Annotated in this window: 18 protein-coding genes and 1 pseudogene; 12 read left to right on the top strand and 7 right to left on the bottom strand. The window is 37.5% G+C overall.

Translation table 11 applies throughout. The annotated features are described in order from the left end of the window. Window positions 1-7 precede the first annotated feature (7 nt). The 4 genes and pseudogenes from RK02_RS10155 to RK02_RS10140 form a co-directional block, all read left to right on the top strand. The gene (locus tag RK02_RS10155; RefSeq protein WP_016184156.1) at window positions 8-559 is read left to right on the top strand and encodes a PilZ domain-containing protein; all 552 of its coding nucleotides are present in this window, start codon (window positions 8-10) and stop codon (window positions 557-559) included. A 145-nt stretch (window positions 560-704) separates the two neighbouring features. Then, window positions 705-1,415: an ABC transporter ATP-binding protein gene (locus tag RK02_RS10150; RefSeq protein ID WP_016184155.1), complete on the top strand. Its 711-nt coding sequence runs from the start codon at window positions 705-707 to the stop codon at window positions 1,413-1,415. 14 nt (window positions 1,416-1,429) lie between these two features. Next, window positions 1,430-2,494: an ABC transporter permease gene (locus RK02_RS10145; RefSeq protein WP_016184154.1), complete on the top strand. Its 1,065-nt coding sequence runs from the start codon at window positions 1,430-1,432 to the stop codon at window positions 2,492-2,494. 165 nt (window positions 2,495-2,659) lie between these two features. Continuing rightward, window positions 2,660-3,361: pseudogene (locus RK02_RS10140) on the top strand (2-hydroxycarboxylate transporter family protein); the annotation flags it as partial. Between the two features lie 44 nt (window positions 3,362-3,405). Here RK02_RS10140 and mnmG read toward each other — a convergent pair. After that, window positions 3,406-5,307 carry a tRNA uridine-5-carboxymethylaminomethyl(34) synthesis enzyme MnmG gene (gene mnmG / locus RK02_RS10135; RefSeq protein WP_016184152.1) on the bottom strand — a complete coding sequence of 634 codons (1,902 nt, stop codon included), beginning with the start codon at window positions 5,305-5,307 and terminating at the stop codon, window positions 3,406-3,408. Window positions 5,308-5,323: 16 nt separating this feature from the next. Continuing rightward, entirely contained in the window at window positions 5,324-6,721 is a 1,398-nt protein-coding gene (gene mnmE / locus RK02_RS10130) for a tRNA uridine-5-carboxymethylaminomethyl(34) synthesis GTPase MnmE (RefSeq protein ID WP_016184151.1), read from the bottom strand. 717 nt (window positions 6,722-7,438) lie between these two features. Here mnmE and RK02_RS10120 point away from each other — a divergent pair. Further along, window positions 7,439-7,762, top strand: a complete 324-nt coding sequence (locus RK02_RS10120; protein ID WP_016184150.1) for a heavy metal-binding domain-containing protein — start codon at window positions 7,439-7,441, stop codon at window positions 7,760-7,762. Between the two features lie 54 nt (window positions 7,763-7,816). Here RK02_RS10120 and RK02_RS10115 read toward each other — a convergent pair whose 3' ends face one another. The 5 genes from RK02_RS10115 to rpmH form a co-directional block, all read right to left on the bottom strand. After that, entirely contained in the window at window positions 7,817-8,011 is a 195-nt protein-coding gene (locus RK02_RS10115; RefSeq protein WP_016184149.1) for a hypothetical protein, read from the bottom strand. Window positions 8,012-8,303: 292 nt separating this feature from the next. Further along, window positions 8,304-9,113, bottom strand: a complete 810-nt coding sequence (jag, locus tag RK02_RS10110; RefSeq protein ID WP_016184148.1) for an RNA-binding cell elongation regulator Jag/EloR — start codon at window positions 9,111-9,113, stop codon at window positions 8,304-8,306. A gap of 29 nt (window positions 9,114-9,142) precedes the next feature. After that, window positions 9,143-9,958, bottom strand: coding sequence for a YidC/Oxa1 family membrane protein insertase (locus RK02_RS10105; protein ID WP_016184147.1), 816 nt, complete (start codon window positions 9,956-9,958; stop codon window positions 9,143-9,145). Between the two features lie 15 nt (window positions 9,959-9,973). Further along, window positions 9,974-10,324, bottom strand: a complete 351-nt coding sequence (gene rnpA / locus RK02_RS10100) for a ribonuclease P protein component (RefSeq protein ID WP_016184146.1) — start codon at window positions 10,322-10,324, stop codon at window positions 9,974-9,976. 119 nt (window positions 10,325-10,443) lie between these two features. Next, a complete protein-coding gene (gene rpmH, locus RK02_RS10095; protein WP_016184145.1) occupies window positions 10,444-10,578 on the bottom strand; it encodes a 50S ribosomal protein L34 in 135 nt (44 codons plus the stop codon). A gap of 529 nt (window positions 10,579-11,107) precedes the next feature. Here rpmH and dnaA point away from each other — a divergent pair. From dnaA to gyrA, 7 genes are all read left to right on the top strand, one after another. Next, entirely contained in the window at window positions 11,108-12,454 is a 1,347-nt protein-coding gene (gene dnaA / locus RK02_RS10090; protein ID WP_016184144.1) for a chromosomal replication initiator protein DnaA, read from the top strand. Between the two features lie 168 nt (window positions 12,455-12,622). Further along, window positions 12,623-13,753, top strand: a complete 1,131-nt coding sequence (gene dnaN, locus RK02_RS10085) for a DNA polymerase III subunit beta (protein WP_016184143.1) — start codon at window positions 12,623-12,625, stop codon at window positions 13,751-13,753. 346 nt (window positions 13,754-14,099) lie between these two features. After that, window positions 14,100-15,308, top strand: coding sequence for an MFS transporter (locus RK02_RS10080; protein ID WP_016184142.1), 1,209 nt, complete (start codon window positions 14,100-14,102; stop codon window positions 15,306-15,308). 824 nt (window positions 15,309-16,132) lie between these two features. Next, on the top strand, window positions 16,133-16,375 hold the full coding sequence (gene yaaA / locus RK02_RS10075) for a S4 domain-containing protein YaaA (RefSeq protein WP_016184141.1): 243 nt from the start codon (window positions 16,133-16,135) through the stop codon (window positions 16,373-16,375). Continuing rightward, a complete protein-coding gene (recF, locus tag RK02_RS10070; RefSeq protein WP_016184140.1) occupies window positions 16,362-17,480 on the top strand; it encodes a DNA replication/repair protein RecF in 1,119 nt (372 codons plus the stop codon). Before yaaA ends, recF begins: the two co-directional genes overlap by 14 nt. A gap of 3 nt (window positions 17,481-17,483) precedes the next feature. After that, the gene (gene gyrB, locus RK02_RS10065; protein WP_016184139.1) at window positions 17,484-19,433 is read left to right on the top strand and encodes a DNA topoisomerase (ATP-hydrolyzing) subunit B; all 1,950 of its coding nucleotides are present in this window, start codon (window positions 17,484-17,486) and stop codon (window positions 19,431-19,433) included. Window positions 19,434-19,458: 25 nt separating this feature from the next. After that, window positions 19,459-21,933: a DNA gyrase subunit A gene (gene gyrA / locus RK02_RS10060; RefSeq protein ID WP_016184138.1), complete on the top strand. Its 2,475-nt coding sequence runs from the start codon at window positions 19,459-19,461 to the stop codon at window positions 21,931-21,933. Window positions 21,934-21,950 lie beyond the last annotated feature (17 nt).

Here is a 21,950-nt window from a genome sequence, read left to right as displayed (position 1 = left end):
TCTCCCTATGAATCAGCTATTAAGCCTAACTTTAATCAAACAGCAAAAGCGATTAACGCTAACTGGGAAAATCGTTCGAATCGTTCAATCCAATGATAACTGGCTTTATGGTATGCAGCTGTCTAAGATGAATACAAAACAATATAATCAATACTTGACCTTTATTTATGCTGGTTTTAATCAAAACTTACCACTTTACTATGATAAAAATCTCAGTATTTTATCACGCTTAATCAATATTTTTCAGCAACGAATCACTTTAATAAAAACAAAGTTTAACCATTCCTCCGCACCTTTAGATCTCAACTTGAACATCAAGGTGCAATCTAACTATGGAGAACTGACGATTGTTCGTCTTTTGGAAAGAAAACTAGTCCTTAAAACCCAGCAATTTTTATTTGCTCCTGAGCTTACCTTAGAGTTTGAGGGAATACATTTTGAATTGACCCTATGTCGAGCAATCAAACAAGATGAGTTTCTCTATACCATTCACAATTGGTCCAGTATCCATCATTCTCAACAATTTCATCGACTTATTAGGACGCAAAACAAACATTAAATGTTTCACGTGAAACAAAAAAAGATGCAAGCTAGACTTCTTTTCCCTTTGAAATCCGTCTAGTTGCATCTTTTTTTAGCTTCATTTTGCTAGTATAATAAGGCTAGTTAAAGCTAGCAGTTTATTTTTTAGAGGACGTGATTTCATGCCAATAGTTGCAAAATTAAGTCATGCGCTCAAGCAATATGACCAAAAAATCGTCTTAGACCAAGTACAATTAGCAGTGAATACCGGTGAAATTTTAGGAATTATTGGACCCTCTGGTGCGGGAAAAACTACCTTAATCCAATGTCTACTGGGGATGGAAAAGCTAGATGCTGGTAATGCTCAGGTATTAGCCGTATCCATGCCTAATCGCAGTATTCTCAAAAAAGTGGGGTATATGGGACAAAACACCGCACTTTATGAACGACTGACCGCTTATGAAAACTTAGCCTTTTTTGGTCGTTTGAAAGGACTGAAGGCCACTGAATTAACCCAACAGATTCAAAAATACAGTCAGTTAGTCAATCTGCACCAGCAATTAAACCAAAAAGTCCAAACCTTCTCTGGTGGGATGAAACGTCGGCTATCCTTAGCAATTACCTTACTAGGAGATCCTGATTTACTCATTTTAGATGAGCCAACTACTGGAATTGATCCCAAGCTACGTTTAGAAATCTGGCAACAATTAGCACTACTAGCCAAAAAACAAAAAGGCATCCTCCTCACCACGCATACTATGGACGAAGCCGAAAAATGCGATAAATTAGCGCTAATTGCTGAAGGAAAAATTTTAGCCTTTGGTTCACCAGCAGAACTAAAGCAACAATTTCAGATCCAAACCATTGAAGAAATTTTTCTAAAAGTAGGATAAAGGGGGAACAGGCTATGAATATTTTAGTCATTGTGCAAAGAATTGTAAAAGAGCTACTGCGTGATAAACGTACCCTAGCCCTATTACTATTCGCGCCTTTATTGATGCTCACTTTATTACATTTTGTTTTTGAAGCTAATCTAAACCCTAAATTAAAAATTGGGATTACACAACAAGTCCCCTCAAGCTTTGTGGCTGCTTTACCTGAAAAAGAACTGTCGATTCAATATTATTCAACACACACATCGCCAAAAAAATTGCTAAAAAAAGAACACTTAGCAGCTTATATTGATTATAACCAGCAAAATTTTAAAATTTACTATCAAAATGACCAACCTAATAATACTAAACGATTAAACTTGCTTTTTCGACAAGCCTTACAAACTCAAAGTGCCAATCAGCAGTCAACCAAGGCAGCTAGTCTAAATGTTCAAAAAGGCAAAATAAAAAATTTTTATCTCTATGGTAATCAGCAAACTACCTTTTTTGATCATATTTTTCCTTTACTGATTGGTTTTTTCGTTTTCTTTTTTGTCTTTTTAATTTCAGGTATCGCCTTATTAAAGGAACGATCTAGCGGCACTTTAGATCGGATGCTGGCTACCTCTATTCGTCGGAGTGAGATTATTTTTGGCTATCTTTTAGGTTACGGCTTATTTGCAATCATCCAAACAATTTTTATTGTATTTTACGCTATTTATCTATTAAAGGTATCTGGGCAATTTTCTATCTTGCTAGTTATTCTGATTAATATTTTTACTGCTTTTTGTGCATTGGCTTTTGGATTATTTATCTCCACTTTTGCCAATTCGGAGTTTCAGATGATGCAATTTATTCCGATTGTAATTATTCCACAATTACTTTTTTCTGGCATCATTCCTTTAGAAAGCATGCATGAAAGTATCCAACTATTAGCTAAATTTTTACCGCTTTCCTATACTGGTGATGCGCTAAGTCAAATCATGATTAAAAATGGGCATTTAAAAGAGATTCATTTCGACCTTTTGATGCTCTTGGTATTTACGCTAACCTTTACCTATTTGAATATCATTGGCTTAAAACGTTATCGTAAGGTGTAAGGAATATGACTAACGACTATCTCCAAAGTAATTGCTTCAACCCTTTAAGAATTACGCTTGGGATAGTTGTTTTTATTATGGCTACTATCTGCTATTTTACCCCTTCATCTATTTACCTAATAGTTCATTTTTAAATAGCTTGTAACACTGACTAACTAATAAACGGCTGCTATTATTTCACGCTTAATTCCAGCTTCTGCTTTATGTAATGTATTAGCAATCATTTTTGCAGCGATGACCAGTCGAATTGGCGAAAACTTTCCCAAACAAAATGGACATGGTGTATTGATGAAAATCGATCTTGATTTAAACCAACCTGCTCCTAAGCTAGATGTGATGAAAATGGGGATTGGCTTGGCTTTATCGATTGCCTTTTTCTTATCAGGTAGTATTCTTAATTATTTTGTGCCAAAAGTTCACGCCTATGCATTTATGATTATCGTCGTCTTTTTGTGCAAAGCCTTTAATCTCATTCCTAGCTACTATCAAGAAGCAGCCGTAATGTTTAATCAATTAATCGTAAAAAACCTAACAGCTGCCGTTTTAGCAGCTATTGGGATTGCGCTTTTAAACTTAAATGTTTTAGCGCAAGCACTCACCTGGCAATTCGTCGTTTTATGCTTAGTTAGTGTTTTCGTTATTTCTATTGCTGCAGGTATCTTTGGTAAGCTTTTTGGATTATATCCAGTTGAATCTATGATTACTGCCGGTATGTGTAATAACAGTATGGGAGGAACCGGTAATGTTGCAGTCTTATCTGCGGCCCAAAGAATGGAGCTGATCGCCTTTGCGCAAATGGGGAATCGTTTAGGCGGCGCTTTGGTGCTTATCTTATCAGGTATCTTAATTCAATTGTTCTATCGTTAAAAAAATCGTCAGGCGCTGCCTCTTGGCAAAGCCTGACGATTTTTTTAAGCATTTTCTTGAATTTTAGCAATCTTGCCTTGTTCGATATAAACCATCAAGATAGAAATATCAGATGGATTGACTCCACTAATCCGACTTGCTTGGGCAATGGTTTCTGGGCGAATTTTGTTTAGCTTTTGCCGCGCTTCTGTTGCCAAACTATTGATTGCATCATAATCGATATTTTCTGGAATCCGTTTTTCTTCCATACGTTTTAATTTTTCAACTTTTTCTAAGGCTTTTTTGATATAGCCTTCATACTTCACTTGAATTTCAATTTGTTCAATTTCTTTATTGGTTAAACTTGGGCCTTCAGGTAAAAATTGACATAATTCTAAGTAGCTGACTTCTGGACGACGTAAAAATTCTTTGGCAATCACGCCATCTTTTAATGGTGCTGCTTCTTTAGTGGCTAGAAAGGCTTGAATTTCCTTGGTTGGTTTCAAACGAAGGTGTTCTAAGCGAGCAATTTCAGCTTCGACTTTTTCTTTTTTAGCTAAGAAGGCTTGATATTGTTCTTCTTTAACTAAGCCAATCGTATGACCCATTTCAGTTAATCGGAAATCCGCGTTATCGTGACGTAAAATCAAACGATATTCCGCACGAGAAGTCAACAAACGATAAGGTTCATTGGTACCCTTGGTGACTAAATCATCAATCATCACTCCAATGTATCCATCGCTACGTTTTAATACAAAAGGTTCTTTCCCTTGCACCTTTAAGGCCGCATTAATCCCTGCAATTAATCCTTGACCAGCCGCTTCTTCATAACCACTCGTACCATTTGTTTGACCAGCTGTAAATAAATTAGCAATTTTTTTCGTTTCCAAAGTTGGACGCAATTGATGAGGGACCACAACATCATATTCAATCGCATAACCCGTACGCATCATTTCTGCTTTTTCTAAACCGGCGATTGAATGAAGCATTTTTAATTGGACATCTTCTGGCAATGAGGTTGAAAAGCCTTGAACGTAAATTTCTTCATTATCCAAGCCCTCTGGTTCTAAGAAAAGCTGATGTCTTGGTTTGTCGTTAAAACGAACAATCTTATCTTCAATTGATGGGCAATATCTAGCACCTACCCCTTTAACAATACCAGTAAACATCGGTGCACGATGCAGATTTTCCTCGATAATTTCATGCGTGCGTTTATTGGTATAGGTTAACCAACAAGGTACTTGATCTTGTTTATAGGCACTATCTGGCGTAGAGAAGCTAAAATGATTGGGTGTTGTATCGCCTGGTTGGATTTCAGTCACTGAGTAATCAATGGTACTTGATTTTACTCGTGGAGGGGTACCTGTTTTAAAACGAGTAATCTCTAAACCTAATTCCTTCAAATGATCCGCTAATCCAATAGATGGCTGTGAATTGTTTGGACCAGAAGAATATTTCAATTCACCAATGATAATTTCACCACGTAAAGCAGTTCCAGTGGTAATAACCACTGCTTTAGCCCCATAGCGTGCACCAGTTGAGGTGACTACCCCTTTACAAACATTATCTTCAACAATTAAACGTTCAACAATGCCTTGACGCAAGGTCAAATTAGGCTCTTGCTCAATGGTATATTTCATCGCACGATGGTAAGCATGTTTATCCGCCTGTGCACGTAATGCTCGAACAGCTGGGCCTTTTCCAGTATTTAACATGCGCATTTGAATATAGGTTTTATCAATATTTTTCCCCATTTCCCCACCTAGGGCATCAATCTCACGTACGACTACCCCTTTGGCTGGTCCACCAACCGAGGGATTACAAGGCATAAAAGCGACCATATCTAAATTAATGGTGATTAATAAAGTCTTATTGCCCATTCGGCTACTGGCCAAAGCTGCCTCACAGCCGGCATGACCGGCACCTACAACGATAACATCATATTGATCTGCTTGATATTCTTCCATGTTTTTTCTCCTCTGATTATTTTCCTAAACAAAATTGACTAAATAGCTGAGTGATTAATTCATCCTGAACACTTTCACCGATGATTTCGCCTAATAAATCCCAACAGCGCGTTAAATCCATTTGAACTAAATCCACCGGCATCCCTGCCTCAATGCCTGTCTGCACTTCTTGTAGGGCCATTTGCGCTTGTTCTAATAAAGCGATATGACGTGAATTAGACAAGTAGGAAGCATCCTTTTGGCTTGTCTGACCGGCAAAGAATAAATCGCTAATCGCTTGTTCTAATTGATCTAAGCCAGCTTGTGCAAGCACTGAGATAGCAAAAATTGGGCTATCCTGACGATATTTTTCAAGCTCTTCACGATTTAACTGACTTGGTAAATCGGTTTTATTTAACAGAATAATCCGTTTGCTCTTAGTAGTCATCTCTAATAGCTCGATATCAGCTGGCGATAAGGCCTCGCTTTGATTTAACACCAACAACACTAAATCAGCCTCAGCTAGCGCTTTTTTACTACGCTCGACACCAATCTGTTCGACAATATCTTGTGTTTCACGAATCCCTGCTGTATCGACTAATTTTAATGGCACCCCATTGACATTGACATATTCTTCGATAACATCGCGGGTGGTGCCAGCAATATCCGTAACAATCGCTTTTTCTTCATCCAATAAATAATTTAATAGACTAGATTTTCCAACATTTGGTCGACCAATAATCGCCGTTTTTAAACCATCGCGTAAAATTTTACCTTGATTAGCTGTCGATAATAAGCGGATAATTTCGGCTTCGACCTGCTTAGCATTAGCAAACATCAACTGGCTCGTCATTTCTTCCACATCATCATACTCAGGATAATCAATATTCACTTCAACTTGTGCTAAAGTCTCTAATATTTCTTGACGTAGCTTTCTAATTAACTGTGATAAGCGACCATCTAATTGGTTCATCGCTAATTGCATCGCCTTATCTGTTTTGGCATGAATTAAATCCATCACCGCTTCTGCTTGTGATAAATCCATGCGACCATTTAAAAAGGCTCGTTTGGTAAATTCACCCGGCTCGGCTAAACGCGCTCCTTTTCTTAAGAGTAATTGCAAAATTTTATTCGTAACCACCATCCCACCATGACAGTTAATCTCAACGACATCTTCTCGGGTAAAGGTTTTTGGCGCACGCATCACCGCTACCATTACTTCATCTAATACCTGATTACGCTCTTTATCATGAATATGACCATAGTGAAGCGTATGACTTTCAACCGCTGATAATTGTTTTTTTCCCGCAACAAATACTTGATCGGCAATCGCTAGCGCTTCGCTACCACTTAAACGCACAATGCTAATCGCCCCCTCACCAGGAGCTGTCGAAATCGCCGCAATCGTATCAAATTCTTTGGTAATCTGATTCATAAGTCCCTCCATTAATTTTAAATAACCGACTACATACTAAAAATAGACAAGCAAACAAGGTAACTACTCCCTTATACCAAGAGGAAATCCGCTCATGGCTGACCAGTCGCATCACATCCTTGGAGCAATCTGTGTTCAGCAAGTAACTCCTTCGTCAAATAAGCTTGTCTGGTTAGGAAAATCTTTAACCATTGTGGATTTTACCGCCAGACTATGCTTATTTGCTTGGAGTTGAGCGACTTGCTTCACATCCTTGGAGCAATCTGTGTCTAACGACTAGCTACTCGGAAAATTTGCCTCGTCGTTTGAAAAAATTTTAAAATCATTCATTTTTCAAACGGCGAGTAACACTCAAATTTTCTCATGTCTGAGCAAGCTACTTCACATCCTTGTACCAATCTGTGTTCGACGGGCAGCTCCTCAGCATCTAAGCCGGCCTGGCTAGGAAAATCTTGAAATATTTCTGATTTTCCTACCATTCCGGACAATCTTAGCTGCTCGGAGCTGTTCAACCCGTCTCACATCCTTAATATAAAAAGTGCCCACTCCACCTATTGATTTTAGCAATTAATAGGTAGACGAGCACTTTGACTGCTTGTCTGATTCAATTCACGTCATAGGTTAGCACATTTTATGCTTGAAAGCAAGGGCTTAGCGTGCTTTTTTCGCTGTTTTCGTGTAAAATAAAGATAACTAGAAGGAAATGAGGGATTTGTTATGAGTACACATGAACAAAACCAAGATTATTATGTCAAAGAGATTTTATTGTCGACTGGAAATGTGAATCGTCCGTACATTGTTCGCGATATCGCTTTTGCGACAGAGACCTTCGATTTAGACGTCTTTAATGAGTCAAGTGATTTGAATGAGCTGTTATCTGGTGTCAAACAACAGCTAAAAGAGCGAGCGGCCAGCTATGGTGCGAGCGCTGTGATTAACTGTCATTTTGATCATAATCACATTAATGACGGCGAACATAAATATATTAAAATTTTCGCTTATGGAACCATCGTCCAATATACCCAAACCACGATTGGTTAATATTAAAAAATTAAAACAGAGGAAAACAACAAAAAATGTTCCCCTCTGTTTTTTTTAACGTTTATTTTCATTTTTATTAATAAAGCGGACGATTCTAAACCACTGTAGTAAGGTACAAATAACTAATAATAGTATCATCACCAAGACAAACCAGCGACTTTTTACTTGAATACTGTTGTAGATACCGGCAGTTACCATCAATTCAAACAATAAAATAGTTAAAAATGAAATTAGCACTTCTCTTTTCATCCAGACATCTCCTATCCACTAAAGCTAGTCTTTTTTATCATTATAGCATAGTTCTATCGCCATTTCCTTAGCGATTTAGCGGCATCTGCCTTTTGATCAACTGCTTGATTGATAGCTGGCATTTTCTAAGTAGCTTTAGCTAAAAAAAGAGGAACACACCAACTTAAGTGCGCTCCTCTTTTTTATTTGAATAGAAAGAACTTCCATTCAATTGATAAGAATGATTACCCTATGAATATACTGATTTTTTAAATAAATGTCAAATCATCATAGAAAATAAAAGTCAAAATTTTTAGATGGTTTTTACTGGTTCAACCACTAAATAGCGGAATGGTTCATCGCCTTCTGAATGAGTTTGAACGTATTCAACCTTACTTAAAGCTGCATGAATTTGCTTGCGCTCAAAGGCTGGCATTGGTTCTAAGAAAACTGGTCGACCTGTCCGTTTAACCTTTTCTGCTGTTTTATCAGCTAAACGTTGTAAAATCGCTTGCCGTTTTTCACGGTAGTCACCCACATTTAAAACAACGGATAACTTGTTCGTTGCAATACGATGAACATATACTTGCACCAAATATTGCAATGCATTTAACGTTTTCCCATGCTTTCCAATTAAAATCCCTTGTTTTTTAGTCTCTAATTGGAAAATGATTAAACCATCCTCGCGTTTCATCTTCACTAACGCTGGCGCACCTAATTTTTGAGTCACTTGCGTTAAGTATAAGGCAACTTTTTTCAAGGCTTCTTCATCATCTAAGCCTTCATTTTCTAAAACCACTTCTTCAACAGCTGGCTCTGTTGTTAAAGGCTCTGTAGCTGCTGGAGAAGCTGTATTTGCTGTTTTGTGTTCAGGTTCTGCTACTGCGGCTACCTCTTCTTTGTCAGCTGTCTTAGCCTCAGGTTGACTAAGTGGTTGTTCTTTGGCAACTACAGCTGTTTGTTTAGGGGTAAGCTTAACTTGCGCATTTTTTCTCCCCATACCAAGAAAGCCTTTTTTACCTTCATCTAAAATTTCAATTGTGACCTGCTCTTTCGTCAAATTCAAGTCATTTAAACCAATTTGAATCGCTTCTTGGACGTTTGCACCGACATAAATTGCCATACTCCAAATCCCTCTTTCTCACTCACTTTTTATTTCTTTAATTTTTTACGCATTGCTTTTTGTAATTCACGTTTTTTCGCACGTTCCGCTCTAAGCTTTTCTTCACGTTCCTTTTTAATCTTAAATGGATTGTTGATTAATAAGGTTTGGACTACTTGAAAGGCATTGGACACTGCCCAGTACAAGGAAACCCCACTAGCAAGATTAACCCCCATCGCTAGAATCATAAAAGGCATAAAGTATGTCATAATCTTCATACTTGGATTAGACTGTACTTGGCTCATATTGGATAGATACATACTCGCAAAAGTAAAAACAGCTGCTAAAATTGGCAAAATATAATAAGGATCTTTCTGACCTAATTGCAACCATAGAAAATGCCCCTGTTGCAACGCAGGCACTCTTGAAATGGCCTGCCAAAGAGCCGTTAAAATAGGCAGCTGCACCAATAATGGTAGACAGCCCAGATAAGGATTTGCGCCATTTTCAGCATATAGACGTTGGGTTTCTTCTCTTAATTTATTTTGGGTTTCTAAATCTTTCGACGCATATTTTTCTTGCAGCGCTTTTAGCTGAGGCTGCAAATCTTGCATCTTTTGCATACTCTTCATCTGGAAGCTCATCAATGGGAAAAGTAGCAAGCGAATAATTAATGTAAATAGGATAATCCCAATTCCCGTATTCCCAAAAGATAAAAACTCAATTGCTTTAGCAAAATAATAAACAATATACCGATCCCAAATGCCTGTACTCTGGGCAGATACTTCACTCGTCCCACAAGCACTTAAAAATAAAACTACAGACATTAAGCCCATCAGTAAAATGATACGCTTTCTTTTTTTCACTACACAAATTCCTTTCTATTGCTCAGTTTCATTAAATATTTTTGCCAGCTTAAATACATGCTGTAAATTTGAGTAGACTTCTGTAGAACTTAATTCAGCCGTGGATTGACGTGCAATAACGATAAAATCCATTTCGCTTACTAATTGATCTTTCATCTGAAAAACGCAAGCTCTTATTTTTCGTTTTACCGCATTTCTAGTTACCGCATTGCCAACCTTTTTACCAACAGAGATTCCTATACGAAAATGCTTTTGCTCAGGCTTAGGCAAAACATATACCACAAACCTTCGATTAGCATAGGAAGTTCCTTGCTGGAAAACACGTTGAAAATCCGTTTCTTTTTTTACTCGATAAGATTTCTTCATGTTGCCTTCATCAATTCCTTTATATCTTACTCACCATTTCATAATACCATATCTGTTACCTAATCTTCATCCATTTATCGCAAAAAAGGATAAAAAAAAGACCACTGACTTTCAGTGGCTTAAGCAGCTAATACTTTTCTGCCTTTACGACGACGGTTAGCTAATACACGACGTCCATTTTTTGTACTCATACGTTTACGGAATCCGTGAACTTTTTGACGTTTACGTTTATTTGGTTGATAAGTTCTTTTCATTTATTCCACCTCCAAAATAGAGAACTAATTTTTTACTTACGACATACCTTTTAAGTATAACGAGTACCTATAGCTTTTGTCAACTGCTATTTTACGAATATCAGTAGTAAAAAACAAGTTTTTCTAGCCAACTTTTCCACAATTGCTAAAAAATTTGTCGAATTTTTTGTGTAAAAAGAGTTTTCCACAAAACGAGCATCCACATCCTTGTAAACAGGTTATCCACATAAAAACAGGTGTGTATAGATTTATCCACATACGTTTTTAAAGTTGTGGATAAAAGTATTCAATTCCTTGATATAAAGCATTATAACCTTCACCTACCTTCTGTGGAAAAATGATTTTAAAAAGCCGATATCCACAGAATTTCATCGTTTGTGGATAAATAATTATCCTTATTGTCGATAAAGTTTTACACAATTTTACAATTTTGTGAAAAATTTTTAATCTAGTTATTGTGGAAAACTTTTTGTTTACATGGTACATTATACTTATTCACAATTATTCTATTTTTAGGAGGATCGGGAGCATGCCCTCACTTGAAGAATTTTGGCAGGAGCTGCTAAAAACTTACAAAACAGAACTTGGGGCTTTAAGCTATCGAACTTGGATTGAAAGTGCCCGTCCCATCTCATTTAAGAATTATCAATTACTCATTGAATTACCTAGTCAACTACATATTACCTTTTGGACTAAAAATTTAGCGGCCAAAATCGTTGAAGTTGGTTATATGCTCTATGAAACTGACGTTATTCCGGTATTTACTACGCCAGATGAACAGGCAGCTAATCAAAAAGAAGCACCTGCGCCTAAACCAAAAGCACAAGAAAAAACGGAAGCGGCCAAAACCGATAAAAATATGTTAAATCCTAAATATACCTTTGATACGTTTGTCATTGGTAAGGGAAATCAAATGGCCCATGCCGCTGCTTTAGTGGTCGCAGATGATCCTGGAACCATTTATAATCCACTCTTTTTCTATGGTGGTGTTGGTTTAGGGAAAACTCACTTGATGCACGCGATTGGTCATCAAATTTTAAGTGAACGGCCAAATGCAAAAATTAAATATGTAAGTAGCGAAAACTTTACCAATGATTTCATCAATTCAATTCAAAAGAATAGAATGGAAGATTTTCGTAATGAATATCGCACAGTTGACCTTTTGTTAGTCGATGATATTCAATTTTTAGTGAATCGAGAAGGGACACAAGAGGAATTTTTCAATACATTTGAAGAGCTCTATCGCAACAATAAACAGATTGTCCTCACAAGTGACCGTCTACCTAACGAAATTCCAACCTTACCGGAACGTTTGGTTTCACGCTTTGCTTGGGGACTGTCAGTTGATATTACCCCACCTGATTTAGAAACAAGAACGGCTATTTTACGCAAAAAAGCTGAAGCAGAAAATCTAGAAATTCCAGATGATACTTTAAGCTACATCGCTGGTCAAATCGATTCTAATATCCGTGAGCTTGAAGGCGCATTGGTCCGTGTTCAAGCCTTTGCAACTATGCAAAACGTTGATATTACAACTAGTTTAGCGGCAGAAGCATTAAAAGCATTGAAAAATAGCCAACCATTAGCCCAAGTAACCATCAAAGAAATTCAAGAACAGGTGGCAAAATTCTACCATATACAAGTAAAAGACTTAAAAGGGAAGAAACGGGTAAAAAGTATTGTCGTACCTCGACAAATTGCTATGTATCTAGCTAGAGAATTAACGGATAGTTCCTTACCAAAAATTGGTGCTGAATTTGGTGGGAAGGATCATACAACAGTGATTCACGCTCACGAAAAAATTCAACAGCTACTCGCTGTCAATACGACCTTACAAAATGAAGTTTCAGAAATCAAAAATCTGCTTCAAGGCTAGTGTGGACAACCTTAGCAAAAAGAAAAAAGATATCCACAACTTTTCCACAAGTGGAAAACCTTATCTTATCTAGTTTAGGCGTTAGTTATCCACAATACTAACAGCTCTACTACTACTACTAATTTTATTTACTTAATTAAAGAGAATAGAAAAGAGGATTATCTCAAAATGAAAGTCACTTTAAATCGCAGTATATTTATGCAAGAATTGCAAACCGTTCAACGAGCAATTCCTGGTAAATCTACCATGCCTATCCTAACTGGTGTCAAGATGGAATTAACCCCCGAGGGTATGTATTTGACCGGTAGTGATGCCGATGTCTCCATTGAAACCTTTCTAAGCAAAGAAAATGAAAAAGCGCAAATGCAAATCGAACAAACTGGCTCAATTGTTTTACAAGCCCGTTTTTTTGGGGAAATTATCCGGCGCTTACCAGAAAATGAAGTTACCATTGAAGTTTTAGAAGCTAACCAAGTTTCTATTACATCTGGTAAAGCCAACTTTATCGTTAATGGCTTAAGTGCGAGTGAATATCCACAATTACCAGAAGTAAACAGTCAATCACCATTGCGTTTATCTGTTCCATTATTTAATCAATTAATTAGTGAAACAGTATTTGCGGTTTCTCAACAAGAAAATCGACCAATTTTAACAGGGGTACATTTCATTTTGGAAAATGATCAGCTATTGGCTGTTGCAACGGACTCACATCGTTTAAGCCAAAGAATCATTCCTTTAGAAAGTCAAGGACAACAATTTGACATCGTTATTCCAGGTAAAAGTTTGGTGGAATTATCTCGTGCTTTATCGGAAAATGAAGAATTTGTTGAAATTGCGATTATGGATAACCAAGTATTATTTACGACAGCAACAATGAAATTCTATTCACGCTTGTTAGAAGGAAATTATCCAGATACACGTCGCTTAATTCCAACTAATTTTGAAACTTCAATTGAATTTAGCGTCCCACAATTTTTACAAGCTGTTGAACGTGCTTCATTATTATCAAATGAAGGTCGTTACAATATCGTTCGTCTATCAATTACCGAAGCTGGCGTTGTTTTATATGGACGTTCACCAGAAATTGGTAAAGTTGAAGAAAAATTAAACTATGAAAAAGTAGAAGGCGAGCCAATCGAAATTTCCTTTAATCCAGATTACATGCGCCAAGCTTTACGAGCATTTGGGGATACCAACATTGTAATTCACTTTATCTCAGCTGTTAGACCATTTACCTTAGAACCAACTGAAGGCAATGGCGGCTTTATCCAACTAATCACACCAGTTAGAACCAATTAAACCCAAGGATGTGAAGTAGCTTGCTCAGAAATGAGAAAATTCGAGTGCTACTCTCCAATGAAGAAATCAGAATGATGTAGGGATTTCTCATTGGAGAGGCGAATTTTCAGCATGTCTAGCTACTGAACACAGATTACTCCAAGGATGTGATGTGACTCGAAAGCTCACTTATTTGGAATCAAAACAATCAATGAACCAGCTATCCTGATAATAATGGGATAGTTGGTTTTTTGTTTAAAGATGTGATGTTGCTTCTTAAACCAAATCATTTTTCATTTGCTACTTGTCTTAAATGATAAAACATGTTATTCTTTTGAAAATTAAAAATGTGAGAGGGTAGTGAAAAATGGAGAATAAAAAAATAGATATTCAAAATTCTAATCGGATTATGTTATCGAATATCACTTCAAGGGTTGGCAATGCAGTATTTGATTACGCAAATAAGATGATTTTGGTTTCAATTTTTGCGCGTAAACCGATGCTGATGTCTTTGTACCAGTCTTCAGAAACGCTGATAGGCATTATTTTTAATCTGTTTGCTGGGGCTTTTGCGGATAAAGTGAATCGCAAGAAAATCTTAATTGTTACCGACCTATTAAGTGGTTTGACTTGTTTGATTGGTTTTTTATTTTTAGACACGCCTTATTTATATTTGGCGATGCTGATTGGCAATATTTTATTAGCTATTTTGTCCACGTACAACAGCCCAAGTTATAATGCGATGATCAAAGAAAGTATCACCGAAGATTATATCGAAACCCATTTTTCACGCTTCACACTCGTTAAAGAAATTTTTTCGATTATCTCGCCAAGTATCGGTGTAGTCGTTTGGCAGTTATTTGGTTTGAAAATTTCGTACTTATTTAATGCAGTAACGTTTTTATTTTCAGCATTTATTTCGAGCAAAATTGTTATTCAATTGCCGCCAACAGCTAAACAAGCAAAAGAGTCTATCTTTCAGCAAATTGCTGAAGGCTTAAAGTATATGCTCAAGCATAAAACAATTATGTATTTATTACTGATTTCAACATTGGTCAACTTTTTCTTAAGTGGCTATAACTTAAGTATGCCTTATCTGAATAATTATTTTGCTAAAGAGATCAGCAATTTCTTTGGGGTAGCCTTAATCGCAGAATCAGTTGGAGCGATTCTTTTTTCAGCGATTAATACTAAGTTTTCTAAAGAAAAAAAGGAAGTTTCTCAAAATAAAATGTTATTATTCCTTGTTTTATGTGGCTTTTCAATTGTTCTATTACCACTTCAAGATGCAATACTAAAAAATGCTTATTTATCACTGATTCCATTTGCTTTGATGGGTGGATTTTTGACTCTGTTTAATATTCAATTTTTTACAATTGTTCAAAAAAATGTCGCTAGTGAATATATCGGTCGAGTATATTCAGTTATTTTTACTATTGCAATTTTATTTATGCCAATTGGCTCAATTGTCTTTGGTTTTATATTAAATCCAAGCAATCTTATCGTCCTGCTCATCTCAGGAATGGGCATTATCCTATCAGTCGCACTATACAAATTATTAATATTAAGGATGTGATGCGACTGGTCAGTCGCGAGCGGATAAGCTTTCCAGCGCGGCAGGAAAGTTAAACAAATTAAAAGACTTTCCTAGACGTGCTGGCTTATACGCCGAGAGGCTAGTCGCAGAGCACAGATTGTTTAAAGGATGTGAAGTAGCTTGCTCAGACATGAGAAAATTCGAGTGCTACTCTCCAATGAAGGAATCAGAATGATGTAGGGATTTCTCATTGGAGAGGCGAATTTTCGGCATGTCTAGCTACTGAACACAGATTATTTAAAGGATGTCTAACGACTCGCACAGCTACGAGAAAATTTGAGTGTTACTCGCCGTTTGAAAATGAATGATTTTAAAATTTTTTCAAACGACGAGGCAAATTTTCCGAGTAGCTAGTCGTTAGGCACAGATTGCTCCAAGGATGTGATGCGACTGGTCAGCTATAAGTAGCTCAGTTTTTTGATTAATATTGTTAGTTGGATATTAATCGTTAGGCTAAGTCGATGCGCCTAAAATTGTCTAATGCATAAAACTAAAGCTCTGAATGTTCAGCGTAATTTTGATAAAATTATTGTTGAACATTCGGAGCTTTTTATTATTCAGTTTTTCTAATGGAATGTTGGAGCAGACTTGCTTTTTTTCTTTTTTTCAGAAAAGCTTTCTTTAGCGAAAGTAGGTCTAATTTTATTTTTAAGCAGAGTTGGTGAGAAAGTATCAAAAAACCTTAAAAGAATTAAAATTGCTGAAATCGAAAAATAACCATTAAAAAATAGATATTCATTTGTTTTCTTACTTTAAAAAAGGTATAATATACCTATATGCCCTAAAGAGAATTGAGGATGAAAATGAAACAAAAAATTTTCTTAGAAACTGAATATATGACACTTGGTCAAGTATTAAAAGAGGCCAATATTATTTCAAGTGGCGGTCAAGCCAAATGGTATTTAGCTGAAAATCCAGTTTATGTTGATGGTGAGTTAGAAAATCGCCGTGGTCGTAAATTATATGCTGGCATGATGCTTGAAGTACCTGGAGAAGGTACTTTTTTCATGGCTGCTAAAGGGGCTAAAACGGATGCTGCTGACTAATTTGCAATTAAAGCAGTTCCGTAATTATACCGAGCTTAGCTTGGATTTTTCTAAAAAATTAGTTATTTTTCTTGGTAATAACGCCCAAGGAAAAACCAATATTTTAGAAAGCATCTTTGCTTTAGCGATGACTAGAAGTCACCGAACGACCAATGAACAGGAATTGATTCACTGGGATTGTACCGAGGCTTATGTAGCTGGTGAGGTAAAAAGAGGTCATCAGCAGATTCCATTAGAATTATTTTTGACCAAAAAAGGTCGTAAAACAAAGGTTAATCATATCGAACAAAAGAAATTGAGTAGCTATATCGGTCAATTAAACGTTATTTTATTTGCGCCAGAGGATCTCTCTTTGGTCAAAGGCAGTCCACAGTTACGCCGAAAATTTTTAGATATGGAAATCGGCCAAATGAATGCCGTTTATCTGTATGATTTGCAGCAGTATCAAAAAATTTTAAAGCAGCGTAATCAATATTTAAAACAAATGGCTGAGCAAAAGGCGACGGATGAACTGTATTTAAGTATTTTAACTGAGCAGTTAGTTGAAGCTGGCAGTAAGGTTTTATTGACGCGGCAAAGATTTGCGCAGCGTTTAGAAAATTGGGCCAATCAACTGCATCAAAAAATTAGTCAATCTAAAGAAACACTCACGATTCACTATAGCTCAACCGTGGACTTTGAAGGTACGGATGATTTGGCAATCATTCAGGAAAAGTATCAACAAGCACTAGCTAAGGTGAAGGATAAAGAAAAATATCGTCAAATGACTTTAGTCGGTCCACATCGGGATGATTTGGCTTTTTTTATCAATGAAAAAAATGTTCAGAATTTTGGCTCACAAGGTCAGCAACGAACAACGGCTTTAAGTGTTAAGCTGGCGGAAATTGATTTGATGCACGAAGAAACGGGTGAATATCCGATTTTGTTATTAGATGATGTGATGAGCGAATTAGATGATGTGCGCCAGATGCATTTGTTAGAAGCGATTGAAAATAAGGTCCAAACTTTTTTAACGACTACAACTTTAGAACATTTAAAAAATAAAATGACAGTAGAGCCTGAAATCTACTATGTCGATCAAGGAAAAATTATTAAAGGAGCGTAAGGCATGACTGAAGAAGAAAAAAACTTAGCCGAATTAGCTAAGCAATATGATGCGAGTCAGATTCAAGTTTTAGAAGGACTTGAAGCGGTAAGAAAGCGTCCAGGGATGTATATCGGTTCAACCAGCTCGGAAGGTTTACATCACCTTGTATGGGAAATTGTCGATAATTCGATTGACGAGGCTTTAGCGGGCTTTGCGACGAATATCCAAGTAATTGTTGAAAAAGATAATAGCATTACAGTGATTGATGATGGCCGAGGAATTCCGGTAGATATCCAAGAAAAAACAGGCCGACCAGCCGTAGAAACGGTATTTACTGTTTTACACGCCGGGGGTAAGTTTGGCGGTGGCGGTTATAAGGTTTCTGGTGGACTACACGGGGTGGGTTCTTCGGTTGTTAATGCGTTATCAACGAGCCTAGATGTGAAAGTCTATAAAGATGGTAAAGTGTATTTCCAAGAATACCGCCGTGGTCAAGTGGTCGCTGACTTAAAAGTAATCGGCGATACTGATCGTCATGGGACAACGGTTCACTTTGTACCAGATCCAGAAATTTTTACGGAAACCACAGAATATAACTTTGACAAATTAGCCACACGTATTCGTGAGCTAGCCTTTTTAAATCGTGGGTTACATATCTCAATTGAAGATACACGACCAGAAGAATCAATCAAGCGTGAATATTACTTTGAAGGTGGTATTAAGAGCTATGTTGATTATCTGAATCAAAATAAAACGGTTCTTTTTGAAGAACCAATCTATTTAGAAGGCGAACAACAAGATATTACCGTTGAGGTTTCTTTACAATATACAGATGGTTATCATAGCAATTTATTGAGCTTTGCTAATAATATTCATACCTATGAAGGGGGAACACACGAGTCTGGCTTTAAGACAGCTTTAACGCGTGTGATTAATGATTATGCCCGTAAGCAAAAATTGATGAAAGAAAATGATGAAAATCTAACCGGTGAAGATGTACGTGAAGGGATTACGGCAGTTATTTCTGTTAAGCATCCGGATCCACAATTTGAAGGTCAAACCAAAACTAAATTAGGTAACTCTGAGGTTCGTGCGGTAACGGATCGCTTATTTTCAGAGCATTTGTTAAAATTCTTGATGGAAAACCCAACAGTAGGTAAACAGATTGTTGAAAAAGGGATGCTTGCTTCTAAGGCACGTCTAGCAGCCAAACGTGCACGTGAAATGACTCGTCGTAAGGGTGCATTGGAAATTAGTAATTTACCTGGTAAGCTAGCGGACTGCTCAAGCAATGATCCAGAGCAATGCGAATTATTCATTGTCGAAGGGGATTCAGCCGGTGGTTCTGCTAAGCAAGGACGTAATCGTGAATTCCAAGCAATCTTGCCAATCCGTGGGAAAATCTTAAACGTAGAAAAAGCCAGCATGGATAAGATTTTAGCGAATGAAGAAATCCGCTCACTCTTTACAGCGATGGGAACAGGTTTTGGTGAAGATTTTGATGTCAGCAAGGCTCGTTACCATAAATTAGTAATTATGACCGATGCCGATGTCGATGGGGCCCATATTCGTACGCTTTTATTAACGCTCTTTTATCGTTACATGCGTCCAGTTGTTGAAGCGGGTTATGTCTATATCGCTCAGCCACCTTTATATGGGGTAAAACAAGGCAAAAATATCACTTATGTGCAACCTGGTAAGGATGCTGAAGCGAATTTACAAAAAGTGATTGATAGTCTACCACAAACACCTAAGCCTAGTGTCCAACGTTATAAAGGTCTAGGGGAAATGGATGATCATCAATTATGGGAAACAACGATGAATCCTGAAAATCGCTTGATGCTACGAGTTAGCGTAGAGGATGCGATTGAGGCTGACCAAATTTTTGAAATGTTAATGGGGGATAAGGTGGAACCACGTCGCGCCTTCATCGAAGAAAATGCCCATTATGTGAAGAATCTAGATATTTAATAATCGATAGGAGGAGAAACTTGTAATGGAAGACCAAAGAAAAAATATTCATGACGTCAATCTAGCCAGTGAGATGAAAACCTCTTTTATTGATTATGCCATGAGTGTAATTGTATCTCGGGCTTTGCCTGATGTACGTGATGGCTTAAAGCCTGTTCACCGTCGAATCCTTTACGGTATGAATGAACTAGGAGTAACGCCAGATAAACCCCACAAAAAATCCGCACGTATCGTTGGGGATGTTATGGGTAAATACCATCCACATGGGGACAGTGCGATTTATGAATCCATGGTACGGATGGCGCAACCATTTAGCTACCGCAATATGTTGGTGGATGGTCACGGAAACTTCGGCTCAGTCGATGGCGATAGTGCGGCGGCGATGCGTTATACTGAAGCGAGAATGAGTAAGCTTGCCTTGGAAATGATTCGAGATATTAATAAAAATACCGTTGATTTTCAAGGAAACTATGATGATTCTGAAACCGAACCCGTTGTTTTACCTTCACGTTTTCCAAATCTATTGGTGAACGGAACGACTGGGATTGCCGTTGGGATGGCTACCAATATTCCTCCACATAATTTACGCGAAGTTATTGCGGCCATCAATCTAGTGATGGATAATCCAGAAGTAACCACTAGTGAACTAATGGAGGTCTTGCCAGGTCCAGATTTTCCAACCGGTGGCTTAGTGATGGGAAAATCTGGGATTCGTCGGGCTTATGAAACGGGGAAAGGTTCGATTACGGTTCGCGGTAAGGTAGAGATTACACAACTTGCAAACGGTAAGGAACGTATTTTGGTTACTGAACTCCCTTATATGGTGAATAAGGCTAAGTTAATCGAAAGAATCTCGGAATTGCATCGAGACAAACGAATTGAAGGAATTACCGATTTACGCGATGAATCTAGCCGTGAAGGTATGCGAATTGTTATTGATGTACGTAGAGATGTGAGTGCATCTGTTATCTTAAATAATCTTTATAAGCTAACAGCTTTGCAATCATCATTTGGAATCAATATGCTAGCGATTGAAAAAGGAATTCCTAAAATCCTAGGCTTAAAACGAATCTTAATTGATTATATTGAATTCCAAAAAGAAGTCATCACTAGACGAACGGAATTTGATAAGAAAAAAGCTGAAGCACGCGCGCATATTTTAGAAGGTTTGCGTATTGCTTTAGATCATATTGATGAAATTATCCATATTATTCGTAGCTCTAATTCTGATGATGAGGCGAAAGCGACGATGATTGAACGTTTTGCTTTATCAGACCGTCAGGCACAAGCCATTTTGGATATGCGTTTACGTCGATTGACCGGTTTGGAACGTGAAAAAATCGAAAATGAATATCAAGAATTATTGGCTTTTATCGCTGATTTAGCTGATATTTTAGCTAAGCCTGAACGAGTAGTGGAAATTATCCGAACAGAATTAGGTGAAATTGGTAGTCGCTTTGGCGATGACCGCAGAACTGAGCTACTAGTGGGTGAAGTTTTAAGCTTAGAAGATGAAGACTTGATTGAAGAAGAAGAAGTCGTTCTCACTTTAACGAATAACGGTTATATCAAACGAGTGGCTAAGAGTGAATTCCGTGCGCAACGTCGAGGAGGCCGTGGGGTTCAAGGAATGGGTGTCCATGATGAAGACTTTGTCAAAACCCTAGTTTCTAGTTCAACGCACGACACTTTATTATTCTTCACCAATCAAGGGAAAGTTTATAAAGCAAAAGGCTATGAAATTCCAGAATATGGTCGAACAGCCAAGGGAATTCCGGTCATTAACCTATTAGGCATTGATTCTAATGAGAAAATTCAAGCGATTATCCCAGTTTCATCAACACCAGAAGAAGGCAAATATCTATTCTTTACGACAAAATATGGTGTGGTGAAACGAACAGAGGTTACTGCTTTTGCCAATATTCGTAGTAACGGTTTAATTGCTATCGGTCTAAAAGATGGTGATGAATTAGTAAATATTTTAGAAACACATGGCGAAGATACGATTATTATCGGTACCCATGATGGTTATTCCGTAACCTTTGCTGAAACTCAGGTTCGTGATATGGGTCGAACAGCTGCCGGTGTACGAGGTATTAAGCTGCGTGAGGATGACTATGTTGTCGGCAGTGCAGTCATGAAAGAAAATCAAGAAGTCCTAGTGATTACTGAAAATGGCTATGGTAAACGAACAGCCGCTAGCGAATATCCAATTAAGGGCCGTGGTGGTAAAGGAATTAAAACAGCGAATATCACCGAGAAAAATGGCCCATTGGCAGGCTTAACAACCGTCGATGGTAGTGAGGATATTTTAGTCATTACCGATAAAGGAGTGATTATCCGCTTTAATGTCGATTCTGTCTCACAAACCGGACGTGCTACACTTGGCGTTCGTCTGATGAAGATGGAAGAGGATACCAAAGTAGTGACTATGGCAACGGTTGAGCCGGAAGAAGACGAAGAAGTTACAGAAACAACCGGCGAAAATGCAGCAGAATAATTTTGTTTCACGTGAAA

The organism is Enterococcus columbae DSM 7374 = ATCC 51263 (assembly GCF_000406925.1).
GTDB classification, from domain to species: Bacteria; Bacillota; Bacilli; order Lactobacillales; family Enterococcaceae; genus Enterococcus_E; species Enterococcus_E columbae.
Note: the sequence above shows the minus strand (reverse complement) of the source record. Positions and strands in the feature narration are given on the sequence as shown.

Coding starts and splice junctions, on each gene's coding strand:
- RK02_RS10155 (WP_016184156.1), top strand. CDS start 8: ATGAATCAGCTATTAAGCCTAACTTTAATCAAACAGCAAAAGCGATTA.
- RK02_RS10150 (WP_016184155.1), top strand. CDS start 705: ATGCCAATAGTTGCAAAATTAAGTCATGCGCTCAAGCAATATGACCAA.
- RK02_RS10145 (WP_016184154.1), top strand. CDS start 1,430: ATGAATATTTTAGTCATTGTGCAAAGAATTGTAAAAGAGCTACTGCGT.
- mnmG (WP_016184152.1), bottom strand. CDS start 5,307: ATGGAAGAATATCAAGCAGATCAATATGATGTTATCGTTGTAGGTGCC.
- mnmE (WP_016184151.1), bottom strand. CDS start 6,721: ATGAATCAGATTACCAAAGAATTTGATACGATTGCGGCGATTTCGACA.
- RK02_RS10120 (WP_016184150.1), top strand. CDS start 7,439: ATGAGTACACATGAACAAAACCAAGATTATTATGTCAAAGAGATTTTA.
- RK02_RS10115 (WP_016184149.1), bottom strand. CDS start 8,011: ATGAAAAGAGAAGTGCTAATTTCATTTTTAACTATTTTATTGTTTGAA.
- jag (WP_016184148.1), bottom strand. CDS start 9,113: ATGGCAATTTATGTCGGTGCAAACGTCCAAGAAGCGATTCAAATTGGT.
- rnpA (WP_016184146.1), bottom strand. CDS start 10,324: ATGAAGAAATCTTATCGAGTAAAAAAAGAAACGGATTTTCAACGTGTT.
- rpmH (WP_016184145.1), bottom strand. CDS start 10,578: ATGAAAAGAACTTATCAACCAAATAAACGTAAACGTCAAAAAGTTCAC.
- dnaA (WP_016184144.1), top strand. CDS start 11,108: ATGCCCTCACTTGAAGAATTTTGGCAGGAGCTGCTAAAAACTTACAAA.
- dnaN (WP_016184143.1), top strand. CDS start 12,623: ATGAAAGTCACTTTAAATCGCAGTATATTTATGCAAGAATTGCAAACC.
- RK02_RS10080 (WP_016184142.1), top strand. CDS start 14,100: ATGGAGAATAAAAAAATAGATATTCAAAATTCTAATCGGATTATGTTA.
- yaaA (WP_016184141.1), top strand. CDS start 16,133: ATGAAACAAAAAATTTTCTTAGAAACTGAATATATGACACTTGGTCAA.
- recF (WP_016184140.1), top strand. CDS start 16,362: ATGCTGCTGACTAATTTGCAATTAAAGCAGTTCCGTAATTATACCGAG.
- gyrB (WP_016184139.1), top strand. CDS start 17,484: ATGACTGAAGAAGAAAAAAACTTAGCCGAATTAGCTAAGCAATATGAT.
- gyrA (WP_016184138.1), top strand. CDS start 19,459: ATGGAAGACCAAAGAAAAAATATTCATGACGTCAATCTAGCCAGTGAG.